This window comes from Sphingomonas flavida, assembly GCF_036663655.1.
Taxonomy (GTDB): Bacteria; Pseudomonadota; Alphaproteobacteria; order Sphingomonadales; family Sphingomonadaceae; genus Sphingomonas.
This window is the reverse complement of record NZ_JAXOJH010000001.1, coordinates 302618-323933: the sequence shown is the minus strand read 5'-3', so window position 1 is coordinate 323933 and position 21316 is coordinate 302618. Positions and strand designations below refer to the sequence as shown.

Sequence of the window (21316 nt, the reverse complement as noted above, 5' to 3'; positions counted from 1 at the left end):
GATGGGTCCGTGCAGCAATGATAATGGGGCCCGCCGACCCCGGGCGAGGTCAGGCGGGCTTGGCAGCGCGGGGCTTGCGCGGCTTGGGCTTCGCCGCGCCCGCCGTTTCGGTTTTCGGCGCGGGAGCGGCCTTCTTCGTGGCGGGTGTCACGGGAGCGCTGGCTTCAGGTTGATCGCCCTTGGGTTCGGCCCCTTCGGGAATAGCCAGTTCGCGTTCGGCCATTTCCCAATGCTCGCGATCACGGCCATGCGGTTTGCCCTCGGCCTGCCAAATGTCGTAAGCGCGCGCGCGAAGCTGTTCCAGCTTGTTATCCACCGTCGACTCCCTGACGTAACTCAATCTGTTACCGCCAGCGTAACGATTATGGGGAGGATTCCGCTCCCCAAAAATCGATTGATGCTGTCAATTTCCGGTCGGCGACTTTGCCTTGACCTGTTCGGGCGGGGTGACCGCCGACAGCGTCTGGCGCTGGCTCTCCGGATCGATCCGGCGCGTGCGGGTGAACGGCGGCAGCTCGACCCGCCCGCCGGTTTCCAGCGCCTTGACGATGCCCTCGATCACACGCAGATCGGACAGGCCTTCCTCGGCGTCCGGCTCGGGATCGCGATCGTTCAGGATACAGTCCGAGAAGTAGCGCATCTCGCCACCGAACTGGTCTGTATGCTTGAACGTCTCATGGCTCTGCTTGTCGCCGATCGTGACGTTATGCTCGATCCCGGACTGAAAGCCGTAGGCCGGGCTCATATGGATCGAACCCTTCATGCCTGCGACGATCAGGCTATCGATGTTGTTCATCGCATAGCTGACCGTGAAACTCGCCAGCTTGTCGCCCGGCATCCGCAACACGACCGCGAACGTATCGTCCAGGTCACCCAGACCCGCGCTCGGCTGGCGGGTGGCAACCGCGCTCTCGATCGCGACGGGTTCAGCACCAAACAAATAGCGGATGGCGTTGATTGGATAGGGTGCCATGTCGAACAGCGGACCGGCTTCCAGCCCATGCTTGGCGCGGTGGTTGTCGGGGTCGAGCTTCTGCCCGAAGCAAGACGTGAAGCCGACCAGTTCACCCAGTTCGCCGTTGCGGATCTTCTCGATCGCATCGAGCGTGCCGGGCTCGAAATGCAGGCGATAAGCCGTCATCAGTTTGGCTGAAGAGCGACGCTCGGCATCCTGGATCGCGCGAGCTTTCTCGCTCGAAATCTCCAGCGGCTTTTCGCACAGTACGTGGATGCCCGCCTCCAATGCGGGGATCGCAAATTCAGCATGACGCCAGTTGGGCGTGCCGAGATAGATCGCATCGCAAACCCCGGCTGTCAGCAGCTTGTCGAACTCGTCATATGAATAGACATGCTCGACACCGTATTTCTTCGCCAGCGCCTGGCCCTTTTCCGCGTCGCCGGTCACGATCGCAGTCAACTCGGAATTGCCGGTATGCTTGATGCCGGGCAGCATTGCCGACTGGGTGATGTCGCCCGCGCCTACGACGGCGTAGCGAACCTTTTTCGTGCCGAAACCAAATGCCGATGTCAGGCTCATGGCGATGCTCCCAAATGACGTAACGGATGCTGCAACGCGCCAATCTGCGGAAGGTCCCACGGAGACTTAATGGTTCTGGCGAGTTTTCAGCGCTTAACCTGCATTATTCCCCGTCCATCGGAGCCCGCGCCACCGTGACCCTTGCCGATCAGCATGCCGATCCCCTGCGCGATGCAGAAGGGTTCCTGGACTTGGAAAACTATGCCGCGCTGGGCGACGGACGCAGCATCGCCCTGAGCGGTGCGGACGGCGCGATCGACTGGTGGTGCGTGCCCAATATGGATTCCGCGCCGTTGTTCGACCGGCTGCTGGACGGCGAGCGAGGCGGCACCTTTGCCATCACCCCGGTCGAACCCTTCACGGTCGAGCGGCGCTATCGCACGCACAGCAACGTATTGGAGACGATCTTCACGACGGCAAGCGGCAGGGCCAAACTGGTCGAGTCCCTCAACAGCGGGCCAGCGGGCCGATTGCCATGGGCCGAGTTGGCGCGCCGGGTCGAAGGGCTGGATGGCACCGTCCGCTTTGCCATCACGCTCCGCTTTAGCCGCCGGGCCGATACGGTCAGCCCGTATTTCGCGCCCGCTGGCGGTCACAACGTGTTCCATGTCGACCGGGTGCTGGGCATCTTTCGCCACTGCGCGCACGTCACGATCGAGCATGTCGAAGACGGGCTGGTGACCGGCACCGCATCGGTCGGCCCCGGCGACCGGGCCCGGATCGCCATCATCGCGGGCGAGGACGAACCTCTGGTCTGCCAGGATATCGAACAGATCGACGCCCGCATCGACCTGTCCGACTTTGAGTGGCGCGAATGGGCGGCCGGGCTGAAGGCGCCGGATCTACACAAGGATCGCATCCTTCGCAGTGCCTTGGCGCTCAAGCTGCTGCTCTATTCACCGACCGGTGCGATCACGGCGGCCGCCACTACATCGTTGCCCGAAGGAATCGGGGGCGAGAAGAATTATGACTATCGCTATGCCTGGGTCCGGGACGCCGGATATACGATCAAGGCATTCCTGCGCATCGGCGCCCATGCCGAGGCCAAGGCCGCCTTTACCTGGCTGCTCAAGCGACTGGGAGAAGGCGATCCGCAGGTCTGCTATACGCTAAACGGCGCGCCCGTGCCCGAAGAACGGGAGATTGCGGTCAGCGGCTATCGCCATTCCAAGCCGGTGCGCGTCGGTAATCTGGCGGGTGGCCAGCACCAGCATGGCATCTATGGGGACATCTTCGAAACGGCGAGCCGCTTCGTGGCGTGCGGCAACTTCCTGGACACGTCGAGCGCCGAGACGTTGTCGCATCTGGCCGATGCCTGTGCCGATCGCTGGCGATTGCCTGATGCCGGCATCTGGGAATTGCCCGAGGAACAGCATTACACCATGTCGAAGATCAGCTGCTGGCAGGCGCTGGCGCGCGCGGTCGAACTGGCCGATGACGGACAGATCCCGACGACGTGCCGCGACCGTTGGGCGCGCGAACGCGACCGGATCGAGGCGTGGATCGGCGAGCATTGCTGGTCGGAGAAGCGCGGCGCTTACCTGATGCACCCCAACAGCGATGCGTTGGACGCAAGCCTGGCGCTCGCGGTGCGGTTCCGTTTCGATGGTCAGGACCGATTGGCACGGACGCTCGACGCGCTGGACAAGGAGTTGGGCAGCGGCGCTTTCCATTACCGCTATTCCGGCGTCCACAAGGAGGAGGGGTGTTTCCTCGCCTGCACCTTCTGGATGATCGAGGCGCGCGCGATCCTGGGACAGACCGAGGCGGCACAAGCGGCGTTCGACAAGGCGACGGTTGCACTGGATAGCCGGGGTGCCGGGCTTTACGCCGAGATGATCGATCCCCGCACCGGTCATTACCTGGGCAACATGCCGCAGGGGCTGACCCATCTTGCGGTGATCCAGGCGGCGGCAACCCTGGCCGGCGAGGAATTGTGACGGTGGCGGTCGCGCGTTCGACTTGCTAGCAGGGCGGCGATGACCGTCCTGCTTTCCGATCCGCGACTGGCCTTTCTGGAAGGGGGAGGCGAAGCGACACGCCTGATCCTGGCGCGTGACTGGACGGGGCACCCGCTCGGGGCACCGCAGGACTGGCCGGAGTCGTTTCGCGTGGCCCTCAGCCTGGTTCTCAATTCTCCGGAGTCAATGATCCTCGCCTGGGGCCCGGATCTCCACTTCTTCTTCAACGAGACCTATTTTCCCCTGCTCGGCCCCCGACTGTCCTGGGCGATGGGCGCGCGATTCGACGAGGTGTGGGCCGATGCGCTGGAACAAGCGCGCCCGATCATCGACGATGCGCTGGCCGGACGGACCCAGCGTTTCGTCGACCTGCCCTGGAAACTCGATACCGACCGGGGGGAGGCGCACACTTTCTGGTCCTTTTCCTATTCGCGTGTCCTGGATGGGCAAGGCGACGTCGCCGGCCTTTTTATCTTCACCAACGAGACGACCGCGCGGGTCCATGCCGACGCGGCACTGCGCGAAAGTCAGGCGCAGTTGTCCCACGCGCTGGAAGAATTGCGCGCGCTGAACGTCACGCTCGAGCAGCGGATCATCGAGCGGACCGCCGAGCGGGACCGGATGTGGGACGTCTCCCCCGATCTGCTGGCCGTCATTGACGCCGATGGGGTGATCCATCGGTCCAATCCTGCTTGGCGGACGCTGCTGGGTTATGAGGCCTCTGCGCTGGTCGGGCGCTCGATCATGGATTTCATCCAGGCGGACCACCGCGACGCTGCTCGAGAAGCGCTGCGGACCTCGTTGGAGGGGGAATCGTCGCGGATCGAGCTACGGATGCGCCATGCCGAGGGGCATGACGAGTGGATCGCCTGGGTCGGCGCGTCGAGTGCGCGCGAGGTGTTTGCGGTCGGCCGCCACATCACACAACAAAAGGTCGCCGAAGAGGCGTTGCGCGCGACCGAGGAACAGCTTCGCCAGGCACAGAAGCTGGAGGCGATCGGCCAGCTGACCGGGAGCGTGGCGCATGATTTCAACAATCTGTTGACCGTCATTCGCGGATCGATCGACCTCCTTCGCCGTGCCGATTTCCCGCCCGAGCGTCGCCAGCGTCAAATGGACGCGATCGCCGATGCCGCCGACCGCGCGGCGAAGCTGACCGCGCAGTTGCTCGCCTTTGCCCGCCGCCAACCGCTCACGCCCGAGATCGTCGATGTCGGGGACAGCATCGTGACGCTGTCGGACATGATCATCACCTTGTGCGGACCCGGCATTCGGCTCGACATAGATCGGCCGGAGACGCCGTGCCGTGCGCATGTCGACCGTAGCCAGCTCGACACCGCGATCGTCAACATGGCGGTCAATGCGCGTGACGCCATGGCCGGACAGGGGCAGCTGACTATCAAAATCCGGGCCGTGGATGGCCCGGTCGACAAGCATGAGGTGCGGATCGCGATCACCGATACCGGTGAGGGCATACCACCCGAGCGGCTGGAGCAGATTTTCGAGCCGTTCTTCACGACCAAGCGATTGGGCGCAGGTACGGGCCTTGGTCTCAGCCAGGTCTTCGGTTTTGCCCGGCAGTCGGGCGGCGACGTCCATGTCGTCAGTGCGCCGGGGGAAGGGGCGACCTTCACGCTCGTCCTGCCGCGCGTCGACGGCGAACCGCTGAGCGATGCACGGCCGGGCAGCATGGCCGGTCGGCCGCTGACCGATCGCTGCGTGCTGGTCGTCGAGGACAATATCGAAGTGGGTCAGTTCGCGGTCGAGGCGCTCCGCACGCTCGGCTGTCGGACGGTAATCGCCACCAACGCCGCAGCGGCTCTCGAGGAATTGAAGGTCGGGGCGGAACGGTTCGATCTAGTGTTTTCGGACGTCATGATGCCCGGCCAATCCGGTATCGAGTTCGCCCATGACATCACGGTGCTTTACCCCGAGCTACGTATCCTGCTGACCAGTGGCTATAGCCAGGTCATCGCAGACGAAGGCAGTCATGGTTTCGCGCTGCTGCGCAAGCCCTACACCCTGGCCGAGCTTGCGCAGCAGATGAACCGGTTGTTCGACGGCTGATCACCGCCGTCGGGGTCAGTCGAGATCGTTCTCGCTGACCACGACCAGTGCCTGGGCCATGTCACGGCCCAGCGCGGTTTGGGCAGCTTCCAATATGTCGTCGGAATATCGCTCGAACAGCTCGACGGCGTCGCCTTCCGGCACATCGCCGCTGAGTGCCTCGAGAAGATCATACTGGACCGCGAACTGATATTCCTCGCCGTCCAGCTCCCCGACGAACTCGACCTGCCGGTCGGATTCGTTGTCCTCAACCGTGCCCTTGATGACTGTCAGCGCTTCGTCCGCCATGGCGTTCCTTTCTGATACCGCGTCGGGGACGCCGGAAACGCGCCAGGGTTCCATGGCGTCGTCTTATTTGACGCGCCGCCAGCGCTGTTCGCGGCATCCCAACCGCCCCAAAAGGCATCCTTCGCCTACCAAGGTCCGCGCGTCGATCTGGGTGATGGTGCCTTCCACCTCGCGACCAATATCGGGAATGAAGACGGTGCCCGCCCAGCGGCCGGGTTCCTCCTCCTCGAAATCGGTAAACAACTGCGTACCGACCAGGCGCGGCGAGCCCCCACGCTCGGCATCGGCCTTTGCCTGCTCGCTGGCCCAGGTGACCGTCCCGCACATCAGTTGCGCATCGCGCCCCCGGCCACAGGGCGCGAAGCGAACCTGCACCGAGTTCGACGGATTGGCCCATATTCCTGCCGGAACCCGCGCATCCGCGCTGGTGGCAAACAGTCCACCGCCGAGGATCGCGATCATCAGCGCAGCACCGCGCCTATTGCCTTTCATCATATCGCCTCCTGCCGCAGTCTATACCGGGTCGAGATGAATGTAGGATGGCATGGCCCAAAGCCAAACGGCCGACGGGTCGCCCCGCCGGCCGTTCGATTTGCTCATTACGGTCGCCGCGTCAGGCAGCGCGCTTGGCGAGTTCCTTATTGATGCCCAGCGCGGCGAGCGTCGCGACTGCACCCGACAGCAGGTAGACGCCGACCGACAGCAGCCCGAAATTGCTTGACAGCAACAGCGCCGCCAGTGGTGCGAAGCCCGCTCCGAGCAGCCAGGCCAGATCCGAGGTGATCGCCGCGCCGGTGTAGCGGCGCATCGGCGAGAAGCCCGCATTGATGATGCCCGACGACTGGCCGAAGCCCAAGCCCAGCAGCAAGAAGCCGAGGACGATATAGATCGTCTCACCGGTGCCGCCCTGGCTCAGCAGCTGCGGGGCGAACCCGGCATAGGCGGCGATCGCGGCGGCCGAAGCGCCCAGCAGCGTGCGACGACCGACACGGTCAGCGATCTTGCCCGAGGCCAGGATCGCGAAAACCCCGACGATGCTGCCGATGATCTCGATCATCATGAAGTCCTGCGGGCGTTCGCGGTTGAACAGCACGACCCACGACAGCGGGAACACGGTGACGATATGGAACATCGCGAAGCTGGCGAGCGGCGCGAACGCGCCGAGCAGCACGGTGCGGCCTTCGGTGCGCATCGTCTCGCCGACCGGTGCGGGCTGAAGTTCGCGGGTTTCGAACAGGCGCTGGAATTCCGGCGTCGCCACGATACGCAGACGGGCGAACAGCGCCACGACGTTGATCGCGAAAGCGACGAAGAACGGATAGCGCCAGCCCCAGTCGAGGAAGTCGGCGGTGCTCAGCGTCGTCAGGAAGAAGGCGAACAGGCCATTGGCGACCAGCAGGCCGAGCGGTGCGCCCAGCTGCGGGATCATCGCATACCAGCCGCGACGGCGCTCAGGCGCGTTCAGCGACAGCAGCGAGGGCAGGCCGTCCCACGCGCCGCCCAGGGCCAGGCCCTGCATGATGCGGAAGATGCCGAGCAGCACGGCGGCCGAGGTGCCGATCTGCTGATAGCCGGGCAGGAAGGCGATCGCCATGGTCGACCCGCCGAGCAGGAACAGCGCGATGGTCAACTTGACGCCGCGGCCCAGATTGCGATCGACCGCCATGAAGATGAAGGTGCCGATCGGGCGCGCGATAAACGCCAGCGAGAACAGCGCGAACGAATAGATCGTGCCGGTCAGCGCGTCGACATACGGGAAGATCAGCGACGGGAACACCAGCACCGATGCGATGGCGTAGACGAAGAAGTCGAAGAACTCCGACGTGCGCCCAATGATGACGCCGATGGCGATATCGCCCGGCGCGACATGGTGCGGATCGCGGGCATTGATCAACCGCGCGTCCCGTTCAAGGGGCGTCGAGGTCGATGCGGTTAACTCTGCGCTCATCGGCTGCCAGTCCTGACTTCTTGCTATTCCCATGCGGCGTTCCGGCTGCGATGCGAAAAGACCGCACAGGACCGCCATACTGCTGCGCCTATGCGCCTTTCGATCGGGCAGGGGGATTGGACAAACTGTCCAATGTGCGCAGGTGCAGCAAAGGCGTAGCGGCCCTCACATATGTCTCATACGTCGAGCCTTGCGCGCCTGCGCCCTCTTCGCTGGGCCGCCTTGCCCCTCCTGGCCTTACTGGGGGGATGCGACGCGGTCGTGCTCAACCCTGCCGGCGATGTCGCCGTGCAGCAACGCGATCTGGTGCTGATCGCGACGGCCCTGATGCTGCTCATCATCATTCCGGTGATGGCGCTGACGGTGCTGTTCGCGTGGCGCTATCGCAAGAGCAATACCGAGGCCGAGTACGATCCCGAGTTTGACCACTCGACCATGCTCGAGCTGGTGATCTGGTCGGCTCCGCTGCTCATCATCATCTGCCTCGGTGCGGTCACGTGGACGAGCACCCATCTGCTCGATCCGTATCGCCCGATCGAACGCACCGCGCCGGGTCAACCGGTTGCGGCCGGGATCAAGCCGCTCGAGGTGCAGGTCGTAGCACTCGACTGGAAATGGCTGTTCATCTATCCCGAACAGGGCATTGCCACGGTCAACGAGCTGGCACTGCCGGTCGATCGTCCGGTCGAGTTTCGCCTGACCGGCACCTCGGTGATGAACGCCTTCTACATCCCGGCGATGGCGGGCATGATCTACACCATGCCTGGCATGGAGACGAAGCTGCACGCGGTCCTGAACCGCGAGGGCACGTTCAAGGGACTGTCGTCGCACTATAGCGGCGCCGGCTTCTCGGGCATGCACTTCCCCGTCTACGCGCTGCAGGCGAACGGCTTCGACCAGTGGGTCGACACGGTGCGCAAGTCGCAGGCGGGCCAGGCCAAGGGCAAGGGGCAGCTCGACCGTGCGACCTTCCTGACCATCGAGAAGCCCAGCGAGTACGTGCCCGCCATGTACTTCAACGGGGTTCAGGGCGGCCTGTTCGACCGCGTCGTCAATCGCTGCGTCGCCGACAACACGCCGTGCATGTCCGAGGTCATGATGCATGACCGCATGACCGGTGGCGGCGACCCGCACAAGATGAAGGTCGGCGAGGGCAATCCGCCCGTCAACAACACCGGCCCGATGCACGGCCAGCGGACCAAGGGCGCGCTCGAAAAGTCGCCCGAGGAAATCGAAGTCTCGCCGCACAACAGCAAGGAACCGCTGCCCTCCAACGGCAACCAGGAACCGGGCGAGATGAAGAACCGTCGCATGACCCTCCTTTCCATTCCGCAGACCCCCGGCCCGCAGACCTTTGGTCATGCCGGTGCGGGTCGCGGCTGAGGCACGCCATCATGGACAACATCATAAAGACCATCTTCGGACGGCTATCGATCGAGTCGCTACCGATCCACGAACCCATCGTCGTCGGCACCTTCCTGGGTGTCGCGGTCGGCGGCCTCGCGGTGCTGGCGCTCATCACCAAGTTCAAGCTGTGGGGCTATCTCTGGAAAGAGTGGTTCACCACGGTCGATCACAAGCGCATCGGGATCATGTACATGATCCTGGGCATCGTGATGCTGCTGCGCGGCTTTGCCGACGCGCTGATGATGCGCGGGCAGCAGGCGATCGCGTTCGGCGACAATCAGGGCTTCCTGAACTCGCACCACTATGATCAGGTGTTCACCGCCCACGGCGTCATCATGATCTTCTTCGTGGCCATGCCGATCATCACCGGCTTGATGAACTATGTGGTGCCGCTCCAGATCGGCGCACGCGACGTGTCCTTCCCGTATCTCAACAATCTGAGCTTCTGGATGACCGCTGGCGGCGTCGTGCTGGTCATGGCCTCGCTGTTCATCGGCGAGTTCGCGCGGACCGGCTGGCTGGCCTTCCCGCCGCTGTCGGAACTAGACTTCAGTCCCGATGTCGGTGTCGACTATTATATCTGGGCACTTCAGGTGGCCGGTGTCGGCACCACCCTGTCGGGCATCAACCTGATCGCGACCATCATCAAGATGCGCGCGCCGGGCATGACCATGATGAAGCTGCCGGTGTTCTGCTGGACCTCGCTGTGCGCGAACGTCCTGATCGTCGCCAGCTTCCCCGTGCTGACCGCGACTCTCGTCCTGCTGTCGCTTGACCGTTATGTCGGCACCAACTTCTTCACGAACAATCTCGGCGGCAACCCGATGATGTACGTGAACCTGATCTGGATCTGGGGCCACCCGGAGGTGTACATCCTGATCCTGCCGCTGTTCGGCGTGTTTTCGGAAGTGACCTCCACGTTCTCGGGCAAGCGTCTGTTCGGCTATACCTCGATGGTCTACGCCACGATCGTCATCACGATCCTGTCGTACCTGGTCTGGCTGCACCACTTCTTCACCATGGGCTCGGGCGCCAGTGTCAACTCGTTCTTCGGCATCACCACCATGGTGATTTCGATCCCGACGGGTGCGAAGATCTTCAACTGGCTGTTCACCATGTACAAGGGGCGCATCCGGTTCGAGCTGCCGATGATGTGGACCATCGCGTTCATGCTGACCTTCACCATCGGCGGCATGACCGGCGTTCTGCTGGCCGTCCCGCCCGCCGACTTCGTGCTGCACAACTCGCTGTTCCTGATCGCTCACTTCCACAACGTGATCATCGGTGGCGTGCTGTTCGGTGCCTTTGCCGCGATCAACTACTGGTGGCCCAAGGCCTTCGGGTTCAAGCTCAACGAGTTCTGGGGCAAGGTGTCGTTCTGGCTGTGGGTCATCGGCTTCTGGGTCGCCTTCACGCCGCTCTACATCATGGGCCTGATGGGCGTGACGCGTCGCCTCCATCACTTCGATGATCCGTCGCTGCAGATCTACTTCGTCGTTGCGCTCCTGGGCGCGCTGATGATCGCGGGCGGCATCGGGGCCTTCCTGGTTCAGATCGGCGTGTCGATCTGGAAGAAGGAAGAGCTGCGCGACACCACGGGCGATCCCTGGGACGGCCGTACGCTGGAATGGGCGACCTCGTCGCCGCCGCCGGACTACAATTTCGCGTTCACGCCCGTCATTCACGAACTGGATGCCTGGTACGACATGAAGGACAAGAAGGCGCAGGCTCCGATCGACGGCTACCGGGCAATCCACATGCCGAAGAATACGGGCACCGGCGTCATCATCGCCGCCCTGTCGACGGCCGCCGGGTTCGGCATGATCTGGTACATGTGGTGGCTCGCCGCCTTTGGCCTGATCGGTGTCATCGTCGTCGCCATCTGGCACACGTTCAACTATGACCGCGATTATTACATTCCCGTCGAGGAAGTCGTGGCAACGGAAAGCGAGCGGCGTCGCCTGCTCGGGCAGGGAGCCTGATCCATGTCGACCGATGTTCTGAGCGCCGATCCGGCCAAGAACCCGACCTATTATCTGGTCGAGGACGAGGATCATCATCACGAATCCGGTGGCTCGACCGCCATCGGGTTCTGGATGTACCTGATGAGCGACTGCCTCATCTTCGCGATCCTGTTCGCCACCTACGGCGTGCTGGGCACCAGCTATGCGGGCGGGCCGACCCCGCGGGAGATCTTCGAACTCCCGCTGGTCGCGCTCAACACCTCGATGCTGCTGCTGTCGTCGATCACCTATGGCTTCGCCATGATCGCGATGGAGAAGAACCAGAAGTCGAACACGCTGATCTGGCTGGGCATCACCGGTCTGTTCGGTCTCGCCTTCCTGTCGATCGAACTGTACGAATTCGCCAACCTCATCCATGAGGGCGCGGGTCCGCAGCGTTCGGCCTTCCTGTCGTCCTTCTTCACGCTGGTCGGCACGCACGGTCTGCACGTCACCTTCGGTTCGATCTGGCTGGTCACGCTGATGGTGCAGGTCGGTCGCTTCGGCCTAATCGAGGCCAACAAGCGTCGCCTGATGTGCCTGTCGATGTTCTGGCACTTCCTGGACGTCGTCTGGATCGGCGTCTTCACCTTTGTCTATCTGCTGGGAGTTCTCCGTTGAGCGCTCATACCCCCCACGGTCACGACGACCACGGCCATGATGACTCCCATGGCGGCCATGGTTCGATGAAGGGCTACATGATCGGGTTCGTGCTGTCGGTCATCCTGACCGCCATCCCGTTCTGGGCGGTCATGACCGGCGCGCTGGGTGATACCCAGACGACCGCGCTGGTCATCATGGCTCTGGCCTTTGTCCAGATCGTCGTCCACATGATCTACTTCCTGCACATGAACACCAAGTCGGAAGGTGGCTGGACGATGATGGCGCTGGTCTTTACCGCCGTGCTGGTGGTGATTACGCTGAGCGGCTCGATCTGGGTCATGTATCACATGAACACCAACATGATGCCCGACATGGCCGCCCAAATGGGCGGTGGCATGTAATGACGGACGCTGGCGGAAGGGGCGGGCGGCACGGTCGCTCGCCGCTGACGCTGGCGATCCTTACCGCGATCGGCGTGGCGCTGATCGCGGCCTTTGTCAGCCTGGGCGTCTGGCAGTTGCAGCGCCGGGTCTGGAAGCTGGACCTGATCGCGACGGTCGAGGCGCGGTTGCACGCTCCATCCGTTGCCGCCCCCCCGACCGCAGGCCAGGCGGACGCTTATCGCCGGGTCACCATCGAAGGTCGTTTTCTCAACGATCGCGAGACGTTCGTTCAGGCGGTGACCGAACGTGGGCCCGGTTTCTGGGTCCTGACACCGCTGCTCGGCCCCAACTTCACCATCCTCGTCAATCGTGGCTTCGTTCCCGCCGAGAAACGCCAGGACCATAGCCGTCCGGATGCACCGGTGCGTGTGACCGGATTGATCCGCGTCAGCGAGCCGGGTGGCGCATTCCTTCGGTCGAACGATCCGGTCGCGGACCGTTGGTATTCGCGCGACGTGGCGGCGATCGCGAAGGCCAAGCGACTGGGGCCGGTCGCACCCTATTTCATCGACGCCGACGCGACGCCCAATGCCGGTGGTTACCCGGTCGGCGGGTTGACCGTGGTCGTGTTCCGCAACAGCCATCTGTCCTACGCCTTGACATGGTTTGCCCTCGCGATCCTGACGGTGGTCGGCGTCGTCATCCTGTGGCGGCGGGGCCGGGCATGAACGCGGGCGAGCCGCCCTTCCTGCCCTTCACCATGCGCCCGCGTGAGCCCGACGCGACGGCGGGCACGGCCAATATGCGCCAGCTCATCCATCTGCGCTGGATGGCGGTTGCGGGCCAATTGTTCACAATCCTGTTCGTCAACCGCGTAATGGGGGTTCAGCTGCCGATCCCCGCGATGATGGGCGTGCTGGTGATGGCTATTGCCATCAATCTGCTCAGCCATTTCCGGCTGCGCTTTCATCGCATCACGAACACCGAACTTCTCTTTGCGCTGATGTTCGACGTCGGCACATTGACGCTACAGCTTTTCCTGGCGGGTGGTGCGACCAATCCGTTCATCTCGCTCTATCTGATCCAGGTGGTGCTCGGGGCGGTGCTACTCGAGACCTGGTCGGCCTGGGCGCTGGCGGGTATCACCGGGCTCTGCTTCGGCCTCTTGTCGCTGCACCATCGGCCGCTCACCTTTCCGTCCTGGTTGTTCGGCGACATTGCCGGGCTCCATACCTTGGGCAACTGGTTGGGCTTCGCGCTCGTGGCCGGGCTGCTGATCCTGTTCGTTACGCGGATCAGCCACAATCTTCGACGCAGCGCCGCGCGACTGGCCGATCTGCGCCAGCAGGCGTCGGAGGAGGAACATATCGTTCGCATGGGGCTGCTTGCCTCGGGCGCAGCGCATGAGTTGGGCACGCCGCTCGCCAGCCTGTCGGTGATCCTGAGCGACTGGCGCCGCGTCCCCAAGCTGCGCGACGATGTCGAACTGATGGGAGAGATTGCCGAGATGCAGGCCGAGGTGCAGCGCTGCAAGGCGATCGTCACCCGTATCCTGCAATCGGCCGGCGAACCGCGCGGCGAGGCCGCGGAATTGTCGGAGGTCGGGCGCTTCATCGATGCGATCGTCGAGGAATGGCGGCTGACCCATCCGCAAGTGGCGCTCGACTATCAGCGGACCGATGACGATGCGGCCATCGTATCCGACCCTGCCATCAAGCAGGCCGTGTTCAACGTGCTCGACAATGCCGCCGAAGCGTCGCCCCACTGGGTTCGCCTCAGCGTCGCGCGAGAGGGCGACGCCGTGGCGGTGCGCGTCACTGACGTCGGATCGGGCTTTACCCCCGCCACGCTGTCGCAGGTCGGACGACCGCAGCAATCGACCAAGGGCGAGGGGCACGGTGTCGGCCTGTTCCTGGTGTCCAGCGTCGTGCGCAAGCTCGGCGGGCGAGTCGAGGCTGCGAACCGGCCCGAGGGTGGCGCACAGGTCACGCTGACCCTACCTTTGAGCATGATCGGCGTATCGGATCGGGATTAGAAATGGATGACCAACGTTCCCTGGTGATCGTCGAGGACGACGAAACCTTTGCCCGCACGCTCCAGCGTTCTTTCGAGCGGCGCGGCTACCGCGTCTGGGTGGCGGCGAACCCCGATGCGCTGGTCGCGGTCCTTCGCGAAACCACGCCGCGTTATGCGGTGGTCGACCTGAAGCTGGGTCAGGCATCGGGCCTTGCCTGTGTACAGACCTTGCACGCGCATGATCCGGCGATGCTGATCGTGGTGCTGACCGGTTTCGCCAGTATCGCGACGGCGGTCGAGGCGATCAAGCTGGGCGCATGCCACTATCTCGCCAAGCCGTCCAATACCGACGATATCGAGGCCGCGTTCCACAAGGCTGGCGGCGACACGACGACGGCGATCACCGACCGTCCCAGCTCGATCAAGACGCTGGAGTGGGAGCGGATCAACGAGACGCTGGCCGAGACGAACTTCAACATCTCGGAGACCGCACGGCGGCTGGGGATGCACCGCCGGACACTGGCGAGAAAGCTGGAGAAGCGCCACGTTCCCTGACGCGGCGTTATCTTCCGCTCTTTCCCGGCGACAGGACTGGTGGGACCGTCACTCTTCTGTAGCCAATCGACATTCACTTACTCCTCCCCTGCAATAGGAGGGGGACCATGCGCAGCATGGTGGAGGGGTGTCGCCGGTCGCGAAATTTGACCAGTTTCTTAGGCCGGGACACCCCTCCGTCAAACCTTCGGCTTGCCACCTCTCCCTACAGGAGAGGAATGAAATTAATATCGATCGGACCTGGCCTGCATTATGACTTGGCGGACCCGATGCCGACTTCGCCAAGCGACGAACCGAATATCAGCGGCGCTTCTCGGCCACGATCCAGTCCGCAATCTTCTTTTCCAGTACCGGCATCGGCAGCGCCCCGGTGTCGAGCACCTCGGCATGGAAACGGCGCGGATCGAATTTCGCACCCAGCTCTGCCTTCGCCTTCGCCTTGAGGCGGCTGATCGTCAGCTGGCCGATCTTGTAGGCCAGCGCCTGGCCGGGAATGGCGATATAGCGCTCGACTTCGGCGGTCGCGTCGGTGCGGGCCATCGGCGAATTGGCGAGCATATACTCGATCGCCTGGTCGCGGGTCCAACCCTTGGCGTGGATGCCGGTATCGACGACCAGTCGCATCGCGCGCAACATCTCGTCATTCAGGCCGCCCATGCGCTGATAGGGGTCGGTTTCCATGCCAAGTTCGGGCCATAGCGTCTCGGCGTAAAGCGCCCAGCCTTCGGCATAGGCGGTATTGCCGCCGAAACGCATGAAGGCGGGGAGGGTGGTGTTCTCCTGAGCCAGGCTGATCTGGAAATGATGCCCTGGCACGGCTTCATGGAGATAGAGCGTCTCCATTTCCCACATATAGCGCGAGGGCAGGTCATAGGTGTTGTAATAGAACACACCCGGCCGCGTCCCGTCCGGCGTCCCGCCCTGATAGGAACCGCCGGCATCCGTCTTTTCCTTGAAGGCGGGTACGGGGCGGATTTCGAGAGCGGTCTTCGGGATCAGCGAGAATTGCTCGCGGATGCGCGCATCGACGCGGCGGCCGATCGCCTCGTAACCTTCGCGCAACTGCGCCGCGCTCTTGGGTGCAAAGCGCGGATCGGTACGCAGAAAGGTGAAGAAATCCGCCAGACTGCCCTTGAAGCCCACCGCCTGCTTCTGGACTTCCATCGCCTTCAGAATGCGCGCGACCTCGGACAGGCCGAGTTGATGCACGTCCTCGGCCTTGAGCGGCAGGGTCGTGTTCTGCTCGATCAGATAGGCATAGAGCCGGTCGCCGCCCTTCATCCCGGACAGTCCGACGCTATCGCGTGCGGCGGGAAGATATGTATCGGCGAGGAAGGTTCGCATGCGTTGCTCGGCGGGCAGGATCACGTCGCGGATTTGCGCGGCATAGGCGGTCTTCAGTCGGGCCTGTTCTGCCGCGGGAATGGTCGCGGGCAAACGTCTGATTGGGCCATAAAAAGTCGATTCCTCGACCGGCACCGCGAGCAGATTATCGAATTGCGCGATCATGTTGCGCACGACCAGCTTCGGCTGGACGACGCCGCTCGCCATGCCTTGGCGGAAGCGGACGATCGCCTCGTCGAGCAGATGCGCATATTCGACATTGCGCTTCAGATTATTGTCATAGTCCGCCACCGTGTTGAACGGTGCCGCGCCCTGACCCGAGGCGAATTCCGGGTAGAAGGTCTGGATGCCGTAGAAATGGTCCATCGGCCTGACGATGGTCAGCGCAACGATGGCGGGATCATAGCCCTTGAGTGTCGTCTCGGTCTGCTGCTTGAAGACATCATAGGCAACCTGATTAGTCGGGGTCAGCTTTGCCCGGTCGATCTGCGCGAGGTCTTTCAGGTCCTTTTCGGCCGCCGCACGCTCGGCCGCGATATAGGCGTCGGAGAAGATGTCGCCGATCCGGTCGGCACGGCGCATGTCACCCCGAAACAGCCCGCTGATCGGATTGCGCGCCAAGCTCGCTTCGTCGCTCGCGTGGAACAGTTGCTTAAGCCGGGCATCCGCCTTTCCTTCACCCGGTTGAGGCGCGGCGATCGGGGTGGCCTGAGCAAGAGCAACGGAAGGGGAGGCCGTGGCGGCCAGAACGATGGCAAGGGAAAGAAGGCGCAAGCGGATGTCCCGACGAGAGAAGCGATGCTGCCTTGGTAGAAAGCCAAACCTTGACCTGCAAGCCATGGTCTCAACGAGAAACGCCCTGCGATCCGTGACGGATCACAGGGCGTTACCTGGTCATTTCGATACCTGATGTCAGGCGGTGGTCTTGTTGGTCGCGGCCTTGGCCGCCGCCGAACCGGCATTGCCGGCCGCTTTCACGACATTGTCGAACAGCGAACGGGCGCGATCCTTGGCATTGTCCTTGGTTAGGCCTGCCTCTTCCAGTTCACGCAGTCCGGTTTCCCGCGCGGCCTGGGTCGCTTGGCGTACGGTTTCGCCCAGTTTCTTGCCAAGCGGCGTGAGCAGTTCCTTTTCCCGCGCCGAACGCGGAATCAGTGCGCCGACGATCACGCCGACGGCGAGGCCACCGACCAGGATGCCGAGCGGATTGGCTTCGATCGTGCGCGCGGTCTTCTGCGCCAGCTCGCCTGCCTTGTCCTTGGCGTCGTGATAGGCCTGCGAAGCGGTTTCGCGACTATGGTCCAGCTTTTCGCGGAGGTGGTCGGTCTGCTGATTGTGATGGGTTTCGATCGTCATGGCGAACATCCTTCTGGGGCTATGCCGCCGGGGTTGCCGCCCCGGCGCGCCTAATCAGCGTTTGCGTTTGAACAGGCCGGCAATCCGGCGACGGTTGAGGATCAGCCCGAGTACGGCGACGCCGCCCGCAACGGCGGCTGGGTTGTTCTTGGCCGATTCTAGACCTGAACAGGCGGCCGACATGCTGGCTTCCTTAGCCTGGGCAGCCAGCGCCTTTGGCTCGAGCCTGGCCTGGATACGAGAGACGGTGTGGTTCATCCGCTCTCGCGCTTCGGCCGCGCGGGCTTCGGCTTCGGTAACGGTCATGCGCGGTCTCCCGACAAACGCGATTTGCCGACCATCGCCAGGATTCCGGCAACGACCAGCACCGCACCGACCACGATCAGCGTTGCCGCGAAGGGCCCGGTCATCGGGGTCAACGCCATGATCAGGCCGACGAGTAACGCGATAAGGGCCGCGAAACCCAATATCGCGGCGATCCCGAAGAACGTTGCCGCGCTGCGATAGCGGCCGACCTTGTCGGTGGCACGTGCCTTGGCCAGATCGATTTCCGCCGTGATGAACGAGCGACCGTCATCAACCAGCTGCGACATCAATGCCGTCAGCGTCTCCGGTTCGGGCGTTACCGCCGACAGGGCTTCACCGACGCGGCTCACGCGACGCCGTCAACCGACGAGCGGGTTTCGATACCCGACTGAAGCACGCGAGCCAGAACGAAGCCCAGCGCCGCCGCAACGCCGATGGCGACCGCCGGGCTCTTGGTCACAAACGCACGGGCATCGTCGAGCAGCTCTTCGACATCCTTGTCCTTGATCGCGCCCGACAGGGACGTGACCGTATCGGCCGCCGAACGCGCATATTGGCCATATTGCTGGCCCAGCTTTTCATCGACCTGACCGGCCGCGTCGTTCAGCAGCTGCGCGACCTGATCAAGCGCCGAGCCAGCCTTGGCCTTGCCGTCTCCGGCCAGCGCCTGGATCTTGTCGACCGCCTGCTGCTGCACCTTGGTCGCCCCGTCCATCACCTGCTGCTTGGCGTCGGCGATGCTGGCCTTTGCCTTGGACGTATCGCCCTCGCTGACGAACGAGCCATCGGGCGTCGCCACGGCAGGTGCAACGGGTGCGTTCCCGGCAAAAGCGGGTGCGCCGGTGTTGGCAGCGGGGAAATTGCTGTCGGTGTCGGACATCGGAAAACCCTTTCCTGGATCGGCCCGGGTAAACGGGCGGTTTTGCCTTTTAACCCCGGCGATGGAACCCGGGTTCCATGCTTTCCCGCAATTGCCCTTCGCACAGTCACAGGGTAGAGCCGCGCCGAGACCTTCAAGGCTGATGTAGGAGCATCGTTACGTGACCGCAATCATCGACATCCACGCGCGTCAAATCCTGGACAGCCGGGGCAATCCTACCGTCGAGGTGGACGTGCTCCTCGAAGACGGCAGCTTCGGCCGCGCCGCCGTTCCCTCGGGCGCATCGACCGGCGCGCATGAGGCAGTCGAAAAGCGCGACGGCGACAAGAGCCGCTGGATGGGCAAGGGCGTCGAAGCGGCGGTCGAGGCGGTCAATGACGAGATCACCGACGCCATTCTGGGCATGGATGCCGAGGATCAGGCCGATCTCGACCGTGCCATGATCGAGTTGGACGGCACCGAGAACAAGGGCCGCCTTGGCGCGAATGCGATCTTGGGCGTCAGCCTGGCGGCGGCCAAGGCCGCGTCCGAGGCGCGTGGCCTGCCGCTGTACAAATATGTCGGTGGCGTCTCGGCGCATCTGCTGCCGGTGCCGATGATGAACATCATCAATGGCGGCGAACATGCTGACAATCCTATCGATTTCCAAGAATTCATGATCATGCCGGTCGGTGCGGCGAACATCATGGAAGCGGTGCGCTGCGGTTCGGAAATCTTCCATACGCTGAAGAAGGCGCTGCACGAAAAGGGTCTGGCGACCGGCGTCGGCGACGAGGGCGGTTTTGCCCCCAACATCGCCTCGACCACCGAGGCGCTGGACTTCATCATGGCCTCGGTCGAGAAGGCCGGGTACAAGCCGGGCGACGATGTCATGATCGCGCTCGATTGCGCCGCGACCGAGTTCTTCAAGGACGGCAAGTACAATATCTCGGGCGAGGGCAAGATCCTGTCGAGCCACGAGATGGCCGAGTATCTGGCGGACCTGACCCGCCAGTACCCGATCCTGTCAATCGAGGACGGCATGGCCGAGGACGATTGGGAAGGCTGGAAGGCGCTGACCGACCTGATCGGCGACAAGGTACAGCTGGTCGGCGACGATCTGTTCGTCACCAACCCCAAGCGCCTGAAGAAGGGCATCGAGGGCGGTTATGCCAACTCGCTGCTGGTGAAGGTCAACCAGATCGGCACGCTGACCGAAACGCTGGAAGCGGTGTCGCTGGCGCAGCGCTCGCGCTACACCGCCGTCATGTCGCACCGTTCGGGCGAAACCGAGGACGCGACCATCGCCGATCTGGCGGTCGCGACTAACTGCGGCCAGATCAAGACGGGCAGCCTCGCGCGCTCGGACCGGCTTGCCAAGTACAACCAGCTGATCCGTATCGAGGAAGAGCTGGGTGACTCGGCACGCTATGCCGGTCGCGATATTCTCATCCGCGCTTGAAATCGAAGGGCGCCGGTAACATTATGGCCAGTGTGACCAGAAAACCGTCGCCCTTCATCCGGACCATGCGGCGGGCCGCGCTGCCCGCCCTTGGTCTGACGATCGTTGCGTTCTTCGGCGCCTATGCGGTGCTGGGGCGCAATGGCCTGTTGGCTTACGGCGAATATCAGCGGCAGCTGGTGAAGCGTGAGCAGGACTATGCCATGCTGGACAAGCATCGCACGGTCCTGAAGAACCGCGTCGCGCTGCTCGACCCCGACCATGCCAATCCGGACATGGTGGACGAGATGGTGCGCAAGGAACTGAACGTCGCCCATCCAGACGAAGTCATCGTTCCCCTGAAATGAGAAGGGCGGCCCCGCAAGGCCGCCCTTTCCGTATCAACGACCCAGGAAGGTCAGCAGGTCGCTGGTCAGCCGGTCGCTATGCGTGACGTTCAGGCCGTGTGGCGCGCCGTCATATTCGACCAACTGCGACTGGGCGATGCCCGCCGCTGCGGCACGCCCCGCCGCGTCGATCGGCACGGTCTGGTCACCGGTTCCGTGGATGACGAGCGTCGGCACGCGAAAAGCGGAAAGGTCGGGCCGGAAATCGGTCTGGCTGAACGACTCCGCACAGGCCAGGGTCGGCTTTAGTCCCGCCTGCATCGCAACGCTGGTCGCCCAGTCGAGGAGGTCGTCGCTGACCGGGCTGCTGATGAAGCCGACGCCGAAGAACTGTTTGAAGAAGGTATGGCGCAGGAAGTGCGCGCGGTCGTCGCGCAGACCCTGGCCGATCTGGTCGAATACGGACTGCTCGGTGCCGTCGGGATTATCCTCGGTCTTGAGCATATAGGGAACGACCGAAGCGATCAGCCCTGCTGCGATCACGCCCTTGCCGTCATGACGGCTCATGTAGCGCGCGACCTCGCCGCCACCCATCGAGAAGCCAATGACGGCCGCATCCTGCGCGCCCGTCGCCTCCAGCACATCGGCCAGGTCGTCCGCCAGCGTGTCATAGTCATAGCCCGACCAGGGCTGGCCCGAACGGCCGAAGCCGCGCCGGTCATAGGCGATCGCGCGAAAGCCCGCTTCGGCCAGCGCCATCATCTGGGCGTCCCACATATCGGCCGAAAGCGGCCAGCCATGCAGTAGGACTACCGGGCGGCCTTCGCCCCAATCCTTGACGTAGATGTCCGTGCCGTCGCGCGTCTTCAGATATGGCATCGTCTGCTCCTGCCCA

The 21316-nt window shown here is 63.5% G+C and carries 22 protein-coding genes; 11 read left to right on the top strand and 11 right to left on the bottom strand.

Going from position 1 to position 21316, the window contains the following annotated elements; translation table 11 throughout:
• Positions 1 to 49: 49 nt before the first annotated feature.
• Both U1703_RS01445 and U1703_RS01440 read right to left on the bottom strand, forming a co-directional pair.
• A complete protein-coding gene (locus tag U1703_RS01445) occupies positions 50 to 316 on the bottom strand; it encodes a DUF2934 domain-containing protein (protein ID WP_332784281.1) in 267 nt (88 codons plus the stop codon).
• Positions 317 to 403: 87 nt separating this feature from the next.
• Positions 404 to 1537 (bottom strand): Gfo/Idh/MocA family protein, encoded by a 1134-nt coding sequence (locus U1703_RS01440; RefSeq protein ID WP_332784280.1) that lies wholly within the window; start codon positions 1535 to 1537, stop codon positions 404 to 406.
• A gap of 134 nt (positions 1538 to 1671) precedes the next feature.
• Between U1703_RS01440 and U1703_RS01435 the strand changes: the two genes are divergently transcribed.
• Together U1703_RS01435 and U1703_RS01430 are read left to right on the top strand one after the other, a co-directional pair.
• Positions 1672 to 3477 carry a glycoside hydrolase family 15 protein gene (locus U1703_RS01435; RefSeq protein WP_332784279.1) on the top strand — a complete coding sequence of 602 codons (1806 nt, stop codon included), beginning with the start codon at positions 1672 to 1674 and terminating at the stop codon, positions 3475 to 3477.
• Positions 3478 to 3516: 39 nt separating this feature from the next.
• Positions 3517 to 5565: an ATP-binding protein gene (locus tag U1703_RS01430; RefSeq protein WP_332784278.1), complete on the top strand. Its 2049-nt coding sequence runs from the start codon at positions 3517 to 3519 to the stop codon at positions 5563 to 5565.
• A 15-nt stretch (positions 5566 to 5580) separates the two neighbouring features.
• On the opposite strand, the gene U1703_RS01425 is transcribed toward U1703_RS01430, so the two are convergent.
• From U1703_RS01425 to U1703_RS01415, 3 genes are all read right to left on the bottom strand, one after another.
• Positions 5581 to 5853, bottom strand: a complete 273-nt coding sequence (locus tag U1703_RS01425) for a DUF1488 family protein (RefSeq protein WP_332784277.1) — start codon at positions 5851 to 5853, stop codon at positions 5581 to 5583.
• 63 nt (positions 5854 to 5916) lie between these two features.
• Positions 5917 to 6345: a DUF2147 domain-containing protein gene (locus tag U1703_RS01420; RefSeq protein WP_332784276.1), complete on the bottom strand. Its 429-nt coding sequence runs from the start codon at positions 6343 to 6345 to the stop codon at positions 5917 to 5919.
• Between the two features lie 121 nt (positions 6346 to 6466).
• Positions 6467 to 7801, bottom strand: coding sequence for an MFS transporter (locus U1703_RS01415; protein ID WP_332784275.1), 1335 nt, complete (start codon positions 7799 to 7801; stop codon positions 6467 to 6469).
• A gap of 171 nt (positions 7802 to 7972) precedes the next feature.
• On the opposite strand from U1703_RS01415, the gene cyoA reads away from it, so the two are divergent.
• Genes cyoA through U1703_RS01380 form a run of 7 tightly spaced genes read left to right on the top strand, consistent with a single transcriptional unit; the run spans position 7973 to position 14768 of the window.
• Positions 7973 to 9184: a ubiquinol oxidase subunit II gene (cyoA, locus tag U1703_RS01410; protein WP_332784274.1), complete on the top strand. Its 1212-nt coding sequence runs from the start codon at positions 7973 to 7975 to the stop codon at positions 9182 to 9184.
• Positions 9185 to 9195: 11 nt separating this feature from the next.
• Entirely contained in the window at positions 9196 to 11190 is a 1995-nt protein-coding gene (gene cyoB, locus U1703_RS01405; protein WP_332784273.1) for a cytochrome o ubiquinol oxidase subunit I, read from the top strand.
• A gap of 3 nt (positions 11191 to 11193) precedes the next feature.
• On the top strand, positions 11194 to 11832 hold the full coding sequence (gene cyoC, locus U1703_RS01400) for a cytochrome o ubiquinol oxidase subunit III (protein ID WP_007403230.1): 639 nt from the start codon (positions 11194 to 11196) through the stop codon (positions 11830 to 11832).
• A complete protein-coding gene (gene cyoD, locus U1703_RS01395; protein ID WP_320450972.1) occupies positions 11829 to 12215 on the top strand; it encodes a cytochrome o ubiquinol oxidase subunit IV in 387 nt (128 codons plus the stop codon). The genes cyoC and cyoD overlap by 4 nt, the downstream gene beginning before the upstream one ends.
• Positions 12215 to 12925 (top strand): SURF1 family protein, encoded by a 711-nt coding sequence (locus tag U1703_RS01390; protein WP_332784272.1) that lies wholly within the window; start codon positions 12215 to 12217, stop codon positions 12923 to 12925. The genes cyoD and U1703_RS01390 overlap by 1 nt, the downstream gene beginning before the upstream one ends.
• Positions 12922 to 14232 (top strand): ATP-binding protein, encoded by a 1311-nt coding sequence (locus U1703_RS01385; protein WP_332784271.1) that lies wholly within the window; start codon positions 12922 to 12924, stop codon positions 14230 to 14232. The genes U1703_RS01390 and U1703_RS01385 overlap by 4 nt, the downstream gene beginning before the upstream one ends.
• A gap of 2 nt (positions 14233 to 14234) precedes the next feature.
• A complete protein-coding gene (locus tag U1703_RS01380; protein ID WP_320450975.1) occupies positions 14235 to 14768 on the top strand; it encodes a response regulator transcription factor in 534 nt (177 codons plus the stop codon).
• 300 nt (positions 14769 to 15068) lie between these two features.
• On the opposite strand, the gene U1703_RS01375 is transcribed toward U1703_RS01380, so the two are convergent.
• The 5 genes from U1703_RS01375 to U1703_RS01355 all read right to left on the bottom strand — a co-directional run bounded on the left by U1703_RS01375 (position 15069) and on the right by U1703_RS01355 (position 18654).
• Positions 15069 to 16886 carry a DUF885 domain-containing protein gene (locus tag U1703_RS01375; protein WP_332784270.1) on the bottom strand — a complete coding sequence of 606 codons (1818 nt, stop codon included), beginning with the start codon at positions 16884 to 16886 and terminating at the stop codon, positions 15069 to 15071.
• Between the two features lie 138 nt (positions 16887 to 17024).
• Positions 17025 to 17468, bottom strand: a complete 444-nt coding sequence (locus U1703_RS01370; protein WP_332784269.1) for a hypothetical protein — start codon at positions 17466 to 17468, stop codon at positions 17025 to 17027.
• 54 nt (positions 17469 to 17522) lie between these two features.
• Positions 17523 to 17774, bottom strand: coding sequence for a DUF3618 domain-containing protein (locus tag U1703_RS01365; RefSeq protein ID WP_332784268.1), 252 nt, complete (start codon positions 17772 to 17774; stop codon positions 17523 to 17525).
• Positions 17771 to 18124, bottom strand: a complete 354-nt coding sequence (locus U1703_RS01360) for a phage holin family protein (RefSeq protein WP_332784267.1) — start codon at positions 18122 to 18124, stop codon at positions 17771 to 17773. Before U1703_RS01360 ends, U1703_RS01365 begins: the two co-directional genes overlap by 4 nt.
• On the bottom strand, positions 18121 to 18654 hold the full coding sequence (locus U1703_RS01355; protein WP_320450980.1) for a hypothetical protein: 534 nt from the start codon (positions 18652 to 18654) through the stop codon (positions 18121 to 18123). Before U1703_RS01355 ends, U1703_RS01360 begins: the two co-directional genes overlap by 4 nt.
• 160 nt (positions 18655 to 18814) lie before the next feature.
• Here U1703_RS01355 and eno point away from each other — a divergent pair, with 160 nt between their 5' ends.
• The gene (eno, locus tag U1703_RS01350) at positions 18815 to 20095 is read left to right on the top strand and encodes a phosphopyruvate hydratase (protein ID WP_320450981.1); all 1281 of its coding nucleotides are present in this window, start codon (positions 18815 to 18817) and stop codon (positions 20093 to 20095) included.
• A gap of 65 nt (positions 20096 to 20160) precedes the next feature.
• The gene (locus tag U1703_RS01345) at positions 20161 to 20442 is read left to right on the top strand and encodes an FtsB family cell division protein (protein WP_332784407.1); all 282 of its coding nucleotides are present in this window, start codon (positions 20161 to 20163) and stop codon (positions 20440 to 20442) included.
• 33 nt (positions 20443 to 20475) lie between these two features.
• Here U1703_RS01345 and U1703_RS01340 read toward each other — a convergent pair whose 3' ends face one another.
• On the bottom strand, positions 20476 to 21300 hold the full coding sequence (locus tag U1703_RS01340) for an alpha/beta fold hydrolase (RefSeq protein ID WP_332784266.1): 825 nt from the start codon (positions 21298 to 21300) through the stop codon (positions 20476 to 20478).
• Positions 21301 to 21316: the final 16 nt, after the last annotated feature.